The sequence below is a fragment of the Streptomyces sp. Go-475 genome (genome assembly GCF_003330845.1).
Lineage (GTDB): Bacteria > Actinomycetota > Actinomycetes > Streptomycetales > Streptomycetaceae > Streptomyces.
Genome location: NZ_CP026121.1, coordinates 8,400,940 through 8,415,845 on the forward strand (window position 1 = coordinate 8,400,940; position 14,906 = coordinate 8,415,845).

General features: G+C 73.1%; 13 protein-coding genes and 1 pseudogene. 8 read left to right on the top strand and 6 right to left on the bottom strand.

The genetic code is table 11. The annotated features are described in order from the left end of the window. The first annotated feature begins 20 nt into the window (after positions 1 to 20). From C1703_RS38065 to C1703_RS38080, 4 genes are all read left to right on the top strand, one after another. A complete protein-coding gene (locus C1703_RS38065) occupies positions 21 to 1,511 on the top strand; it encodes a hypothetical protein (RefSeq protein WP_114257099.1) in 1,491 nt (496 codons plus the stop codon). Between the two features lie 72 nt (positions 1,512 to 1,583). Beyond that, positions 1,584 to 2,432: a proteasome subunit beta gene (gene prcB / locus C1703_RS38070; protein WP_114257100.1), complete on the top strand. Its 849-nt coding sequence runs from the start codon at positions 1,584 to 1,586 to the stop codon at positions 2,430 to 2,432. A gap of 146 nt (positions 2,433 to 2,578) precedes the next feature. Beyond that, the gene (locus C1703_RS38075) at positions 2,579 to 3,727 is read left to right on the top strand and encodes a HoxN/HupN/NixA family nickel/cobalt transporter (RefSeq protein ID WP_114257101.1); all 1,149 of its coding nucleotides are present in this window, start codon (positions 2,579 to 2,581) and stop codon (positions 3,725 to 3,727) included. A 134-nt stretch (positions 3,728 to 3,861) separates the two neighbouring features. Next, complete coding sequence (locus C1703_RS38080) at positions 3,862 to 4,347, top strand: DUF5709 domain-containing protein (RefSeq protein ID WP_114257806.1); 486 nt, start codon at positions 3,862 to 3,864, stop codon at positions 4,345 to 4,347. An 86-nt stretch (positions 4,348 to 4,433) separates the two neighbouring features. Here C1703_RS38080 and C1703_RS38085 read toward each other — a convergent pair whose 3' ends face one another. Beyond that, entirely contained in the window at positions 4,434 to 4,637 is a 204-nt protein-coding gene (locus C1703_RS38085; RefSeq protein WP_114257102.1) for a hypothetical protein, read from the bottom strand. Positions 4,638 to 4,854: 217 nt separating this feature from the next. Here C1703_RS38085 and C1703_RS38090 point away from each other — a divergent pair, with 217 nt between their 5' ends. Further along, entirely contained in the window at positions 4,855 to 5,091 is a 237-nt protein-coding gene (locus tag C1703_RS38090; RefSeq protein ID WP_114257103.1) for a chaplin, read from the top strand. Positions 5,092 to 5,153: 62 nt separating this feature from the next. Here C1703_RS38090 and C1703_RS38095 read toward each other — a convergent pair whose 3' ends face one another. Continuing rightward, entirely contained in the window at positions 5,154 to 6,266 is a 1,113-nt protein-coding gene (locus C1703_RS38095) for a PP2C family protein-serine/threonine phosphatase (protein ID WP_232840714.1), read from the bottom strand. A gap of 261 nt (positions 6,267 to 6,527) precedes the next feature. Here C1703_RS38095 and C1703_RS38100 point away from each other — a divergent pair, with 261 nt between their 5' ends. Both C1703_RS38100 and C1703_RS40065 read left to right on the top strand, forming a co-directional pair. Then, on the top strand, positions 6,528 to 7,430 hold the full coding sequence (locus C1703_RS38100) for a GNAT family N-acetyltransferase (RefSeq protein WP_114257105.1): 903 nt from the start codon (positions 6,528 to 6,530) through the stop codon (positions 7,428 to 7,430). A 24-nt stretch (positions 7,431 to 7,454) separates the two neighbouring features. After that, positions 7,455 to 7,633, top strand: a pseudogene (locus tag C1703_RS40065) (nitroreductase); the annotation flags it as partial. A 30-nt stretch (positions 7,634 to 7,663) separates the two neighbouring features. Here the strand turns inward: C1703_RS40065 and C1703_RS38110 are convergent. Next, positions 7,664 to 8,548 carry a Gfo/Idh/MocA family oxidoreductase gene (locus C1703_RS38110; protein WP_114257106.1) on the bottom strand — a complete coding sequence of 295 codons (885 nt, stop codon included), beginning with the start codon at positions 8,546 to 8,548 and terminating at the stop codon, positions 7,664 to 7,666. An 829-nt stretch (positions 8,549 to 9,377) separates the two neighbouring features. On the opposite strand from C1703_RS38110, the gene helR reads away from it, so the two are divergent. After that, the gene (helR, locus tag C1703_RS38115) at positions 9,378 to 11,537 is read left to right on the top strand and encodes an RNA polymerase recycling motor ATPase HelR (RefSeq protein WP_114257807.1); all 2,160 of its coding nucleotides are present in this window, start codon (positions 9,378 to 9,380) and stop codon (positions 11,535 to 11,537) included. Between the two features lie 18 nt (positions 11,538 to 11,555). On the opposite strand, the gene C1703_RS38120 is transcribed toward helR, so the two are convergent. From C1703_RS38120 to C1703_RS38130, 3 genes are read right to left on the bottom strand one after another with little or no spacing between them, the layout of a single operon-like run. Then, on the bottom strand, positions 11,556 to 12,422 hold the full coding sequence (locus C1703_RS38120) for a sugar phosphate isomerase/epimerase (protein WP_114257107.1): 867 nt from the start codon (positions 12,420 to 12,422) through the stop codon (positions 11,556 to 11,558). Then, positions 12,419 to 13,438, bottom strand: a complete 1,020-nt coding sequence (locus tag C1703_RS38125) for a Gfo/Idh/MocA family oxidoreductase (RefSeq protein WP_114257108.1) — start codon at positions 13,436 to 13,438, stop codon at positions 12,419 to 12,421. The genes C1703_RS38120 and C1703_RS38125 overlap by 4 nt, the downstream gene beginning before the upstream one ends. 20 nt (positions 13,439 to 13,458) lie before the next feature. Beyond that, positions 13,459 to 14,898, bottom strand: coding sequence for a sugar porter family MFS transporter (locus C1703_RS38130; protein ID WP_114257109.1), 1,440 nt, complete (start codon positions 14,896 to 14,898; stop codon positions 13,459 to 13,461). Positions 14,899 to 14,906: the final 8 nt, after the last annotated feature.

Below are 14,906 nucleotides of genomic sequence, written 5' to 3' on the forward strand. Positions count from 1 at the left end.
CGTAGGGAAAGGGGTGGACGATGACCGACGGCGCGAACGCCATTCTCGTTCGTATGCGAAGACGCGAGCAGACCGGCGCGACGGGGACGGTCCGCAAGCGGCGCGGCGACCGGCCGCTCGCCGTACTGGCCGGCGTCTTCACCCTCGCCCAACTCCTCCTCGTCCGGCCCGTGCTGGGCCTCGGCTGGGACGAGATCGTCTACGTCAGCCAGGTCACCTCCCACCACCCGGCGGCCTTCTTCAGCGCCCCGCGCTCCCGCGGCGTCTCCCTGCTCGTCGCGCCCATCGCCTCCTGGTCGTCCTCCACGCCGCTGCTGCGCGTCTACCTCGCCCTGCTCTCCGGCCTCGCCCTCTACCTGGCCCTGCGCTGCTGGCGGGGCCTGTTCCCGACCCGCGTCCTGGTCGCCGGCGGCGCCCTCTTCGCCTCCCTGTGGGTGACCCTCTTCTACGGTCCGCAGGCCATGCCCAACTACTGGGTCGCGATCGGCGCCCTGGTCAGCGTGGGCTGCTTCCTGCGGGCCCGGGCGGAACGTTCCGCCCCGGCGGCCCTGTGGGGCGTCGCCGCGGGCGCCACGCTCATGGCGTTGATGCGGCCCACCGACGCCGTCTACGTGACGGTGCCGCTGCTCGCCCTCGCGCTGCTGCGCCGCCACTGGCGCCTGCTCCTGGTGCTCGGGGCGGGCCTCGCGGCGGGCGCCGTCCCGTGGGTGATCGAGGCGTACCTGGGCCACGGCGGCCTGGGGCAGCGGCTGTCGGAGGCCTCGCGCATCCAGGGCGGACTCGGCTGGCAGATCGCCGTCGACGACCAGCTGCGCAGCCTGGGCGGACGGGCCCTGTGCCGGCCGTGCACCGGGCCGATGCCCCATCCCGTGGTCACCGTCTGGTGGTTCGTCCTGCCCGTACTGGCCGGCCTCGGCCTGGTCGTCGCGGCCCGGGCCCGGCGCCTGGAGCGGACCCTGCTCCCGCTGGCCTGCGCCGCCACGGCCGCCCTGCCCTACCTGTTCATGATCGGCTACGCCGCGCCCCGTTTCCTCCAGCCGGCCTACGCCCTGCTCCTGATCCCGGTCGCCGACGCCCTGTGGCACCTGGTCAGGGCCCCCGGCGGGAAGTGGCGCCCGGTGGCCGCCGCGCTGGTCGCCCTCGGCCTGGCCGGGCACCTGGCGGTGCAGACCGCCGTCCTGGAACGCACCGTGTCCCGCAACACCGAGAGCCGCCGCGACTGGGACCGCACCGCCGGGGAACTGCACCGCCTCGGCGTCCGCCCGCCCTGCCTGCTCGTCGGGCACGAGGCCATCCCGATCGGCTACTACACCGGCTGCTCCTCGGGCGCGACCGCCGGCCACAACGAGAACACCACCCCCGGGGCCATCCTGCGCACCGCCGAGCGCCTCCCGGTCGCCCACATCGCACCGGCCGGCGGCACACCGCCCCGCTACGCCCGCACCTGGCCCGTCCACCGGATCTCGGACCTGGACGTCCGCGTCGCACCGCCGCCTCCCGGGGCAGGGTGACGGCGTCCGCGTTTCCCGCCCGTCCCGTTCAGGTAGGACACGCTTGACGGTCACGAACGAGGGGGGACGGACATGGCGTCGGGCGACCACGCGGGGCGGCTGGGGGAGGAGTTCTTCACTCCGGGCTCCTCGTCCTTCACGGAGTTCCTGGCGGCCCACCGCCCGGAGCTGCTGAGCACCCGCCGCGTCCTCCCGGACGGCGTCCGCGCCCAGGACGCCCCGCACGGCACGACCGTGCTGGCCCTGACCTACGGCGACGGCGTGCTGATCGCGGGGGACCGGCGGGCGACGATGGGCAACCTGATCGCGCGGCGGGACCTGGAGAAGGTGCACCCCGCCGACGACCACACCGCGGTCGCCTTCGCCGGCTCCGTCGGCCTCGCGCTGGACCTGGTGAAGCTCTACCAGGTCGAGCTGAATCACTTCGAGAAGATCGAGGGCGTCCCCATGACCCTCACCGCGAAGGCGACCCGGCTGGCCACCATGATCCGGAACAACCTGGGCCAGGCCATGCAGGGCCTCGCGGTCGTCCCGCTGCTCGCCGGCTACGATCCCGCGGCCCCCGAGGGCGGGCGGGGCCGCATCTTCGGCTTCGACGTCGCCGGCGGACGCTACGAGAAGCACGGCTTCCACGCCGAGGGCTCCGGCTCGCCGTACGCCCGGGGCGCGCTGAAGAAGCTGTTCCGGCCCGGCCTGTCCCGGCGGGAGGCGGCCCTGGCGGCTCTGCAGGCGCTGTACGACGCGGCGGACGACGACTCCGCGACCGGCGGCCCCGACCTCACGCGCCGCATCTACCCGGTCGTGTCCGTCATCACCGGGGACGGCTTCGAGCGGCTGTCGGAGGCGGAGACGGAGGCGCTCAGCCGGGAGATGGTCGAGCAGCGCCGTGGCCGGCCGGACGGGCCGAACGCCGGGGTGTGACCCGGTCTCAGGGCTCCGGCTCCGGAGTTTTCGGTTCCATGGACAAGACCTGTCACGGGCTTTACTGCACATCACTTGCAGGTGCCGCAGGATGACACGAGGCTGTTCACCGCAGCCGTCCGCCCGACAGAAAGACCCTCCTCCCGATGACGGCCGCCCCTGAGTCCACTCCGCCCCTCCCCGCCCCGGCCCCCGCCCAGCGCACGGCCCGGCACCGCGTCCGCACCTCCATGACGCGGCGGGAGTGGACCAGGGTCGGGGGGATGGCCGCGTTCATCGTCGCCCTGCACGTGATCGGCTGGTTCGTCCTGGTCGCGATCGTCGCCCCCGAGCACCACGCCATCGGCACGCAGACCTTCGGCGTCGGCATCGGCGTGACCGCGTACACGCTCGGCATGCGGCACGCCTTCGACGCGGACCACATCGCCGCCATCGACAACACCACCCGCAAGCTGATGGGCGAGGGCCAGCGGCCGCTGTCGGTCGGCTTCTGGTTCTCCCTCGGCCACTCCAGCGTCGTCTTCGCCCTGGCCTTCCTGCTCACCCTCGGCGTGAAGACCCTGGCCGGGCCGGTCCGCGACGACGGCTCCGCGCTGCACGACGTCACCGGCCTGATCGGCACGACCGTCTCCGGGACGTTCCTCTACCTCATCGCGGCCGTCAACCTCGTGATCCTCGCGGGCATCTGGAAGGTGTTCCGCGCGATGCGCTCGGGCCGCTACGACGAGGCCGCCCTGGAGGAGCAGCTGAACAGCCGCGGCTTGATGAACCGCCTCCTGGGCCGCGTCATGAAGTCGGTCTCCAAGCCCTGGCACATGTACCCGCTGGGCCTGCTGTTCGGCCTCGGCTTCGACACCGCCACCGAGATCGCCCTGCTCGTCCTGGCCGGCTCCGGCGCCGCGTCCGGCCTGCCCTGGTACGCGATCCTGTGCCTGCCCGTGCTGTTCGCCGCCGGGATGTGCCTCCTGGACACCATCGACGGCTCCTTCATGAACTTCGCCTACGGCTGGGCGTTCTCCAAGCCGGTGCGCAAGGTCTACTACAACCTCACCATCACCGGCCTGTCCGTCGCCGTGGCCCTCCTCATCGGCACGGTCGAACTCCTCGGCCTCCTCGCCGACAGGTTCGGCCTGCACGGCCCCTTCTGGGACTGGATCTCCGGCCTCGACCTCAACGTCCTCGGGTACGTCGTCGTCGCCCTGTTCTTCGCGACCTGGGCGGTGGCGCTGCTGGTGTGGAAGGTCGCACGCATCGAGGAGAAGTGGTCGGACGGCCTGCGGAGCCCGAGCACGTGACGAAGGCCGCAGTCGTCGAGTCCGGGACGTCCGTCGAGGTTAGAGCCCGCGTAACGGGAAACGCGGAACGGACACGTGAGACGAACGAGTCGACGCAGCGCGACAGGGAGGCAGAAGTGATGGGCACGGAACCGATGCGCCCCGAACCGATGGCGGACGACGCGTACCAGCCCACCGGGACCAACGAGGAGCAGGAGGACGCCGCGCCGCTGGACCTCCAGGACGCCGTCGACGAACGGACCTACGACGACACCCTCGACGAGGGCTACTCCCCGCCGGAGAAGCCCCTGGGCGTCACCAAGCGCGGTACCACCGCCGCCGAGCAGCACGAGGGCGAGACCCTCGACGAACGGCTCTCCCAGGAGGTCCCCGACGTGTCCGCGGAACCGGCCGGGGACGGCGTGGGCGACACCCCCGACGGCGACGGCGAACCGGTGGACCCCGAGGCGGGCACCGCCCGCGCCGGCCGCCTGGTCGCCCCGGACGAGGGCGCCCACCCCGACACCACGAAGGAGACCGTCGCGTCCGACGTCGGCATCGACGGCGGAGCGGCCGGCGCGGAGGAGGCGGCGGTCCACGTCGTGGAGGACGACGGCGTCCTGCCCGACGACAGCGCGTAGGGCCCCCGCCCGCCCCGACCCTGTGCCCCCCACCAGGCCCGGGGCACCGCCCCACGCCGGGGCGGTGCCCCGGGCCTCTCGACCGGCTACGGCAGCAGCTTCTCCATCGCCGCGGGTCCCTCCGCCGCCAGCTTGCGCCTGGCCCACTCCAGATTGCGGGGGGTGAGGTCCTTGCCCGAAGCGAGGACGAGGTCCTCCGGCGACACGTCGGTGCCGGTGCGGGCGTGGAGCAGGCGGTCCGGGGTGGCGCGGTCCTCGGGCGGCCGGGACTGGGGCTGTGACGTCGACATGTTCTCTGCTCCTAGGGTCCGGATCGCTGGTGCGGCCCCGGTGCTGAAAAACGGGTCCGCTATCACCATTCCCCGCGCGGGCCCGGCGTGCATCCGGAGAGCGCGGACCGGCCCCGTGGACGCCCGGACACCCCGTTCGGACGCCCACCGATGTCGCGTTGCCGGACTCCGGGTGACGGTGGAGTCACGTGTCCCTGCGACTGACAGGAGCTTTTCCATGCGTACACGTGTGACCGCCGCGGCCGGCCTGGCCTGCGCCGCCCTGCTGGCCTTCGGCGGTACGGCGAGCGCCGACGACGGCCCCGTCGGCATCGCCACCCACAGCCCCGGCGTTCTCTCCGGCAACGTCATCCAGATCCCGATCGACGTCAACGCCAACGTCTGCGGCAACTCGATCAACGTGGTCGGGCTGCTCAACCCGGCGTTCGGCAACGAGTGCGAGATCAAGGACTGACGCACCGCTCGTACGGCCTGCCGGCGGCGGCCCGCGGACACCGCGGGCCGCCGCCGGCCGCGTCAGGGCCCGCCCCGCGGGCAGGGCGCGAGCACGAGCATCGTGACGTCGTCCCGCACGTCCGGGCTGTACCGGACGAGGTCGGCCCACACCCGCTCGGCCAGGGCGGCCGGGTCCTCGTGCGCGAGGTCCGGCAGCCGCTCGGCCAGCGGATAGAAGGCCCCGCCGGCGTCCCTGGCCTCGGTGACACCGTCGGAGGCGAGGAAGAGCCGGTCACCGGTGCGCAGCGGCACCGAGACGACCCGGGGCGGGGCGGCCCCGGCGAGGCCCAGCCCGAGCGGCGTGCACGGCTCGACGTCCAGCTCGACGACCCGCCCGTCCCGCAGCAGCAGCGGGCCGGACTGCCCGCACGCGACGATCCGCACCCGGCGCGCGTCGGGGGAGAAGTCGAGCAGCACCGCCGTGGCGAACAGCTCGGCATGCGGCTCGTCCGCGGAGTCCACCGCCATCCTCCGGTCGAGGCGGGCCGCCACCGCCTCCGGGTCGGGCAGGTCCAGCACCGCCTCCCGGAAGGCCCCCAGCAGCGACGCGACCGTGGCGACGGCCGACAGCCCGTGCCCCTGCACATCACCCATCACCGCCCGCACGCCGTAAGGGCCCGCCCGGACGTCGAAGAAGTCGCCCCCGACCAGCGTCCCGCGCTGCGCGGCCCGGTACAGCCCCGCGCACCGCACCGGCCCGACCCGCTCCGGCAGCGGCGGCACGACGGCCCGCTGCGCGGCCTCGGCGACCGCACGCTCGGTGTCCAGCTGCGCGTCCCGCCTGCTGCGCACGAACGACAGCAGCACGCTCAGGACCGAGACGAAGCACACGGTCAGTAAATCCGTACTGCCCGGGGCGTCGAGGTTGAAGACCGGGACGCTCAGCACGACCAGCACCAGCGCGCCCAGCACCGCCGTGGCCGCCGGGCCGTGCGCCAGGACGGCCAGCGGCGGGATGGCGCCCAGCAAGAAGCCGATGTCGAGCGGCTCCGGGCTGATCAGCTCCGCCGCGCACACGCCCGCCAGCAGCGCGGACGGCAGCACCCGCGCCCACCCCGGCGGCGGCGCGCCGCGCAGCCAGCCGCGCCCGCCCCGGTCGGGGGCCCGGCGGAACCGGCCGCGCGCACTGCTCACACCACCACGCTGCTACGCCCGACCGGCCGCCGCACGCCGGGCGCGCGACGGCTCCCGGGGCCGGCCCGAGCCCGGTCCGGAATTCCGTGGACGGGCGTCCGGTGATCCCGTAACGTGTGGCGCGCCACGCCCCGAGACCAGCAAAAGGAGGGCAGAGCCGTGCAGTTCACACCGTTCCCGCGCTCCCTCCACGTTGTCCCGGCGTGCTGCGACTGACCCACCGGGAGCGCTCGTGCAGTTCCGCCTCCCGGAGGAAATCCCATGACCGATCCGGTCATCCGCGCGCTCGACGCGAGCGACGCCGCACTCTTCGACACCCTGCCCGACCCGCTGGGCGCCCGTGAGGGCCACCGGCTGACCCGGCACCGCCCCGACTGGAAGCGCGTGGCGCTGCGCGACGGCCGGGTCGTCGCCCGCGGCGCCTGGTGGGGCGGGCCCGACGACACCGAGCCCGTCAACGTCAACTGGTTCGACGTGGCGGAAGGCGAGGAGGCGGCGGGCGCCGCGCTCCTGCGCTCCGCCCCCTGGCAGGTCGACCTGGAGCTGAACCTGCCCGCGGGCTGGCGCGACGACCCGGCCCTGCGCACCGCGGCCGAGACCCGCTTCACCGCCGCCCGCATGGCCGGCTACGACCTCCTCGTCGAACGCCTCCTGTACCGCTGGACCCCCGACCACGGCCTGCCCGAGCGGCCCGGGCGCCTGGAGTTCCGCGCCGAACCGGACGACGCCGTGTTCTTCGAAGCGCTGCGCCGCATCCACTCCGTCACCCTGGACGCCCACGCGCTCAAGGCCATCGCGCAGGGCGGACTCGACCGGGCGGCCCAGGAGGAACTCGACTTCTTCCACTGGTGCCCCTCGCCCCGCGCGTGGTGGCAGGTCGCGTACACACCCGGGGGCGAGATGGCCGGCATCCACATCCCGGCCCACAACCCCTCCGGCCCGTGCATCGGCTTCATCGGCGTCCTGCCCGACCAGCGGGGCCACGGCTACGCCTACGACCTCCTGGCCGAGTGCACCCACTTCCTGGTCGCGCGGGGCGCGGAGTTCGTCGCCGCCGCCACGGACCAGGGCAACTTCCCCATGGCCGCGAACTTCACCAAGGCCGGCTACCCCGTGGTCAAGGAACGCCTCGACTTCCAGCCCGCGCGGGCACGGGCCTGCTGACGGCGGCGACCCGGATCGCCGTGGGCCGAGGGGCTGCACAGCTGCCCGCCGGTGAGGTGGACGGTGTACCCCGAGACGGTCGGAGCCGACGACGGCCTCGTGCTGCCGTGCGGTGTCGCGGTCGGCTTCGAGAAGGACGGCGCGCCACCCCCGCGCACCGGGCGGACGGACTCGCGGAGACGGTGCGCGTCATCGGGACGTGACCCGTGGGGCACGGCGGGGCCGCGCGGCACCTAGCGCGCGGCCCCGTTCAGCAGGTCCTGCGCCGCCGTGAGGATCTCCGTGACCCGGAGGCCGAACGCCGCGTCGCAGGCGTGCGGGCGGCCGGTGCGGGCGGCGGCGAGCAGGGCGTCCGCCGCCCGCCTCAGGGCGGGAACGGCTCCGTCGGCGCTCTCCGGCAGCACCGCGACCCCGGCCTCCCCGCGAAGCTCCACGGCGGCACCGGACGCGGCGGGCGGTGCCGTCAGGCTGAGGGTGAGGGTGCTCGACGCGCCGCCCGCGTGGTCGAGGACGACATGTGCCGTGTCCCCGGGTCCGTAGGCCGCCGCCGTCACGCGGCGCACATCGCCGAGCACCGGCAGCAGCACGGACAGGGCGTGCGGCCCGAGGTCCCACAGGGCGCCCTTCTCCCGCCGCCACGGCGTCGCGAAGGGACTCTCGCTGGTGAACACCGCCCCCAGCCACTGCGCCCGCCCGGTGAACCAGCCCCGCACCGCCGCCTGCTCGGCGATCCACGCCGCCGGCTCGGGCTGGAAGCGGGCCGTGAAGAACACGACCGAGGCGACACCGGCCTCCTCGACGGCCTCCACCACGGCCCGCCCCTGCTCCACCGTCGCCGCGAGCGGCTTGTCGAGCAGGAGGTGGCACCCGGCCCGGGCCGCCCGCGCGGCCAGCCCGGCCTGTACGTCCGGAGGCAGCGCGACGGCGACCGCGTCGACGTCGGCGAACAGGGCGTCCACGTCGTCGTACGCGCGGACGCCGTGCCGCCCGGCCAGTTCCTTGGCGGCCTCGGGGCGGCGGCCCCACACGCCGATGAAGTCCAGCTCCTCGTGCCCGCCCAGTGCGGGTGCGTGGGCCAGCTGCGCCCACGGGCCGGTGCCGAGCAGTCCTATGCGCATGCCGCCGCCTCTCCAGTGCCGGAAAACCGCCGCGGCCGGTCCTGCCGACCGCTCGGCGAAGAGCGTGTCACACGGAACCGGCCACCGGGCAGCCCGGGGGCGGATGAACGGCGCCTACGACACCCCCGTGGCCCCGGCCGCCTACGACCCGCCCCGTCCGACGGACGTCGACGCCCTGCCCCACCACGACTTCGCCACCGGCGACCTCACCGGCTGGACCGTCGTCTCGGGCACGGCCTTCGGCGACGCCAACGTCACCACCCGCACCGACTGGGGCTGGGGCGGGCCCTTCTGCCAGGCCGAGACGGCGGACGACGCCGCCGGCCACCACCTGTGGGGATTCAACCCGGCGGCGGGCGGGGACGAGGCGACCGGGGTGCTGCGCTCCGCCACGGTGGTCCTCGGCGGAGACGGCGTGGTCGACCTGCTCGTCTCCGGCGGCGACGACCCCGACCGGCTCTACGCCGCCGTCGTCCGCGCCGCCGTCGTCCGCGCCGACGACGGCAAGGTGCTGGCGAAGGCGACCGGCCGCGGCGTCGAGCAGTACCGCCGTGTCGTCTTCGACCTGTCCGCACACCGAGGCGAGCGGATCTACGTCGAAGTCGTCGACCGGACGACGGGCGGCTGGGGCCACATCAACGTGGACGACGTCAACGTCCCCGTACGCCGGCAGCACCGGCCGTACACCGGCCCGGAAAACACGAAAGGCAAGGAACGCTTTCCTTGCCACTCTCAACTTATAGCGCACAGGGGGCCTTGCGGCAAGGCCCCCTGTCTCCCGCACACTGTCGGTTCTCAAGCCCAGGACCTGCGGAAACGGGAGCATGACGTGACCCCTGCGACCACGAGCGCGTTCGACCTTCCCGACCGCCTCGCACACAAGGCCGCACCCGCGCTGATCGCCGGGGACGAACGGCACTTCGCCGCCGTCGCCGACTGCCTGGAGCGGTCGGTCGCCGAACTGACCGACCGCCTCGAAGCCGAGCGCCGGGCGCCCGGCGGCAAAGGGCGGCAGGCCATGGACCGGGACGCCGAGATCCACCGGCTCACCGCGCGCCTGCGCGCCCTGCGCCGCTTCGGCCTCGACCTGTGCCTCGGGCACATGGTCGCCGCGGACGGCTCCGACCCCGTGTACGTGGGGCGCCTCGGACTCACGGACAGCGAGGGGCGCCGGCTGCTGGTCGACTGGCGCTCCCCGGCCGCCGAACCGTTCTTCGGAGCGACGCACGCCAACCCGATGGGCCTGGCCAGCCGCCGCCGCTACCGCTGGACCGACGGCCGCATCGCCGACTACTGGGACGAGGTGTTCACCGCCGACGGGGCCGACGGGCACGCCGCGCTCGACGACCAGTCCGCCTTCATCGCCAGCCTGGGCACCAACCGCTCGCCCCGCATGCGGGACGTGCTCGGCACCATCCAGGCCGACCAGGACGCCATCATCCGCGCCGGTTCCCGCGGCGCCCTCGTCGTCGACGGCGGCCCCGGCACGGGCAAGACCGTCGTCGCCCTGCACCGCTCCGCCTACCTCCTCTACTCCGACCCGCGCCTCGGGCAGCACCGCCGGGGCGGTGTGCTCTTCGTCGGCCCGCACCGGCCCTACCTGTCCTACGTCTCCGACGTCCTGCCCAGCCTCGGCGAGGAGGGCGTGCAGACCTGCGTCCTGCGGGACCTCGTCGAGGAGGGAGCCACGGCGGGGGAGGAGACCGACGCGGACGTGGCCCGGCTGAAGTCCTCCGCGGACATGGTGCGGGCGATCGAGAAGGCCGTCCGGTTCTACGAGGAACCGCCCACCGAGGCCATGACGGTCACGACCCACTGGTCCGACATCCGGCTGGGCGCCGCCGACTGGGCCGTGGCGTTCGAGGCGGCGGAACCCGGCACCCCGCACAACGAGGCCCGCGACCAGGTCTGGGAGGAACTGCTCACGATCCTCGTGGACAAGCACGAGGGAGAGGTCTCCGAGGCGCTGCTGCGCACGTCCCTGTCCCAGGACCGGGAGTTGCTCACGGCCTTCGACCGGGCCTGGCCGGTCCTGGAGGCGACCGACCTCGTCGGGGACCTCTGGTCGGTACCGGCCTATCTGCGGATGTGCGCCCCGTGGCTCAGCCGCGACGAGGTGCGCACGCTGCAGCGCGCGGAACCCCAGGCGTGGACGGTGTCCGACCTGCCGCTGCTGGACGCGGCCCGGCAGCGGCTCGGCGACCCGGAGACGTCCCGGCGCACACGCCTGCGGGAGGCGGCCGTCGCCGCCCAGCGGGAGCGCATGGCCGACGTCATCGACGATCTGCTCCAGGCCCACAGCTACGACGACGGCGAAGGCGTGCTGGTCATGCTGCACGGCCAGGACATGCGCAACTCCCTGGTCGACGAGAGCGCCCTGCCCACCGCCACCCCGGACCGGCTCGCCGGACCGTTCGCGCACATCGTCGTGGACGAGGCCCAGGAACTGACCGACGCCGAGTGGCGGATGCTGCTGCTGCGCTGCCCCTCCCGCAGCTTCACCATCGTCGGGGACCGCGCCCAGGCCCGGCACGGCTTCACGGAGTCGTGGCGGGAACGGCTGGAGCGGGTCGGGTTCGACCGGATCGACCTGGCGTCCCTGAGCATCAACTACCGGACCCCCGAGGAGATCATGGCGGAGGCCGAGCCGGTCATCCGGGCCGCGCTGCCGGACGCCAACGTCCCGGTCTCCATCCGCAGCGGCGGCTTCCCCGTCGTCCACGGACCCGTATCCGACCTGCGCCCGGTCCTCGACACCTGGCTGGCCGCACACGCCGAAGGGACCGCCTGCGTCATCGGCGATCCCACGTTCCGGCCGGATTCCCCGCGGGTGCGGTCGCTGACCCCGGAGCTGTCGAAGGGCCTGGAGTTCGACCTGGTCGTGCTCGTCGACCCGGAGGACTTCGGCACCGGCATCGAGGGCGCGGTCGACCACTACGTCGCGATGACCCGGGCGACCCAGCAGCTCGTGGTGCTCACGAGTTCCTGAGCCGCCCCGGGCGGAGTACTACGCGGCGAGTTCCTTGCGGATGCGGTCCAGCATGAACGCCGACGACTCCCTGGCCCGCTCCTCCCAGGCGAAGACGCAGGCCGTGGCGACCCCGTCGAAGCCCAGCTCGCGCAGGGTGCCGAAGAAGACGTCCCAGTCGACCTCGCCCTGACCGATGTCGAGGTGCTGGTGGATCCGGGCCGGGGTGCCCGGCGGGTTGAGGATGTAGCGCAGACCGCTGGAGCCTTTGTGGTTGAAGGAGTCCGCGATGTGCACGTGCTGGAGCTTGTCACCGGCGTAGCGCATCATCGCGGCGATGTCGGCCGTGGGGTCCGCGCCCGACAGGTGGAAGGTGTGCGGGGCGCAGTACAGGTAGTTCACCCACGGCTTGTTGATCGCGCGGACGAGATCGACGGCCGGGGTGTTCTCCTCGCAGAAGTCGTCCGGGTGGGCCTCCAGGTTCAGAGCGATGCCTTCGCGCTCGAACACCGGCAGCAGCTCCTCCAGCGAGCGCCAGAACGCGGCCTCGCTCTCGGCGGCCCGCTCCGGGCGGCCGTTGAACTCCGAGTTCATCAGCGGGCATTCGAGTTCGACGGTGATCTCGATCATCCGCTTCCAGTAGCGGACGGCCGCCTGCCGCTCGGTCTCGTCCGGCGAGGACCACTTGTACAGCGGCAGCACCGAGGACAGCTGCACGCCGTGCCTGCGCAGCGACTGCTTCAGCTCCGCCACCCGGGCGTCGTCCGCCCGCGGGTGCAGGAAGAACGGCATGAAGTCCGCACGCGGCGACAACTCGATGTACTCGTAGCCGAGTTCGGCGACCGTACGCACCATCTCGTCGATGGGCAGCGCACGGAACATATAGGGGTCGAGGGCGATCTTCACGCGGTCCCTCCGTAGAACGCGGGGCGGGGCTTCATGTCGGTGGTGACGGTCTCGCCGCCGGACTCCAGGGACCGGACGGCGGCGTCGGTGATGACGGTGGCGGCGTAGCCGTCCCAGGCGGACGGGCCGGTGGGCTCGGTACCGGCCGCCACGGAGGCGACCCACTCGCGGAACTCGGTGTCGAAGGCCTCCGCGAACCGGTCCTTCCAGTCCTGCAGCACACCCGTGCCGTGCCGGGCCGCCGTGCGGATCCCGACGGCCGCCGGGTCGGGCAGCCGCACCAGGCCGTCCTCGCCGACGACCTCGCACTGGATGTCGTAGCCGTACTGGCAGTTGACGAAGACCTCCAGGTCGATCCGGACGCCCTCGGACGTCTCGAAGATCATGATCTGCGGGTCCTTCAGGTGCGGGAACCGCTTGCTCGTGGCGCGCGGGGTGACCACCTGGGCGGAGACGATCTCGTCGTCGAGCAGCCAGCGCAGCACGTCGATCTCGTGCACGGCCGTGTCCTGGGCCGCCATGGCGGAGTGGTACGACTCCGGGACGGTCGGGTTGCGGTGGGCGCAGTGCACGATCAGCGGGGCGCCGAGCGAGCCGGTGGACAGGACCTCCTTCATCTGCCGGTAGCCGGGGTCGAAGCGGCGCATGAAGCCGACCTGCACCAGCCGGCGGCCGTGCGCCCGTTCGGCCTCGACGATCCGCAGGCAGTCCTCGGCGGTCGTGGCCAGTGGCTTCTCGCAGAACACCGGCTTGCCGGCGGCGATGGCGGTCAGGACGTGCTCGGCGTGGGTGGGCCCCCAGGACGTGACGAGGACGGCGTCCACGTCGGGGGAGGCGACCAGCTCGGCGCCGGTGGGCAGCGCCGTGGCACCGGTCCGGGCCGCCACCTCGGCGGCGCGCCCGGCGTCGATGTCGGTCACGGCCGTGACCGTCGCCCCGGTGACCACCTCGGTGAGCCGCCGGATGTGGTCCTGGCCGATCATTCCGGCGCCGATGACGCCTACACGTACGGTCATGATGACTCCTTGCGAGGTGGTCAGGAGAAGCGCGCCCGGAGCTCGGCTTCGAGGGTTTCGAGGGTGCGGCCCTTGGTCTCGGGGACGTACAGCTTCACGAAGGTGAGGGACAGCAGGCCCGCCGCCACGAACAGGAAGAAGGTGTTGGAGATCCCGATCCCGGAGACCAGGGACGGGAAGACCAGCCCGATCACGAAGTTGGTCAGCCACAGCACCACGGCCGCCACGCCCATGCCGAAGCCGCGCATCCGCATCGGGAAGATCTCCGACAGCATCAGCCAGGTCACCGGCGAGATCGCCCCCTGCTGGAAGGCGAGGAACGTGACCGTCATGGCGAGCACCGCGAACGCCCGCGGATCACCGGACGGCAGCACCAGCGAGAAGATGCCGATCAGCAACAGGGCCGCCGTGGTACCGATCTGACCGGTCATCAGCATGGGGCGGCGCGGGACGCGGCCCAGCAGCCAGATGCCGACGAACGTGGCCAGCACCGAGATCACACCGTTGGCGATGTTCGCCGTCAGCGCGCTGTCGGCGGCGAAACCGGCGTCGGTGAGGATCTGCGTGCCGTAGTACATGATCGTGTTGACGCCGGTGATCTGCTGCACGATCGCGATGCCGAACCCGACGAACATCAGCTTGCGCACCCACGGTGTGCTCTTGATGTCCTGCCAGCCGCCGAGCTTCTCCTGCTCGTCCTTGACGGCGAGCGCGGTGACCTCCTTCAGCTCGGCCTCGGCCCGGGCCTGCGAGCGCACCTGGCGCAGCACTTCGAGGGCCTCGCCGAAGCGGCTCCGCGAGGCCAGCCAGCGCGGGCTCTCCGGCATCACCAGCATGCCGAACCACAGCACCACGGCCGGCAGCGTGGCGACGACCAGCATCCAGCGCCACACGCCACCGGACTCGCCGCCGACCTGCGCGATGATCGCGTTGGACGTGAACGCCAGCAGCTGACCGGTGACGATCATCAGCTCGTTGCGGGTGACGAGGGCGCCGCGCCGCTCGGCGGGCGACACCTCCGCGAGATAGACCGGCACGGTCACCGAGGCACCGCCGACCGCGAGACCGAGCACGAACCGTGCCACGATCATCACCTCGGTCGTCGGCGCGAGCGTGCAGCCCAGCGCGCCGATGAAGAACAGCACGGCCAGCAGCAGGATGTTGCGCCGCCTGCCGCGCGCGTCGGACAGCCGCCCGCCGGTCACCGCGCCCAGCGCGGCACCCAGCAGCAGCGAGCTGGTCACCATGCCCTCGGTGACCGGGGTGAGGCCGAGGTCGTCGGTCATGTAGGGCAGGGCGCCGTTGATGACGCCCGTGTCGTAGCCGAAGAGCAGACCACCGAACGTGGCGATGATCGTGATCAGCCGCAGCCGCCGCCTGACCGCCGGCGGGGCGTCGTCCGCGACGGCGGTGGCCGGGGCGGGGAGGGGGGCCGGTGTCGTGTCGTCCCTGACGTCCATGGCCGCTC

What these genes read in the sequence shown, in the direction of transcription:
- C1703_RS38065 (WP_114257099.1), top strand. Translation starts at nt 21, where the DNA reads ATGACCGACGGCGCGAACGCCATTCTCGTTCGTATGCGAAGACGCGAG.
- prcB (WP_114257100.1), top strand. Translation starts at nt 1,584, where the DNA reads ATGGCGTCGGGCGACCACGCGGGGCGGCTGGGGGAGGAGTTCTTCACT.
- C1703_RS38075 (WP_114257101.1), top strand. Translation starts at nt 2,579, where the DNA reads ATGACGGCCGCCCCTGAGTCCACTCCGCCCCTCCCCGCCCCGGCCCCC.
- C1703_RS38080 (WP_114257806.1), top strand. Translation starts at nt 3,862, where the DNA reads ATGCGCCCCGAACCGATGGCGGACGACGCGTACCAGCCCACCGGGACC.
- C1703_RS38085 (WP_114257102.1), bottom strand. Translation starts at nt 4,637, where the DNA reads ATGTCGACGTCACAGCCCCAGTCCCGGCCGCCCGAGGACCGCGCCACC.
- C1703_RS38090 (WP_114257103.1), top strand. Translation starts at nt 4,855, where the DNA reads ATGCGTACACGTGTGACCGCCGCGGCCGGCCTGGCCTGCGCCGCCCTG.
- C1703_RS38100 (WP_114257105.1), top strand. Translation starts at nt 6,528, where the DNA reads ATGACCGATCCGGTCATCCGCGCGCTCGACGCGAGCGACGCCGCACTC.
- C1703_RS38110 (WP_114257106.1), bottom strand. Translation starts at nt 8,548, where the DNA reads ATGCGCATAGGACTGCTCGGCACCGGCCCGTGGGCGCAGCTGGCCCAC.
- C1703_RS38125 (WP_114257108.1), bottom strand. Translation starts at nt 13,438, where the DNA reads ATGACCGTACGTGTAGGCGTCATCGGCGCCGGAATGATCGGCCAGGAC.
- C1703_RS38130 (WP_114257109.1), bottom strand. Translation starts at nt 14,898, where the DNA reads ATGGACGTCAGGGACGACACGACACCGGCCCCCCTCCCCGCCCCGGCC.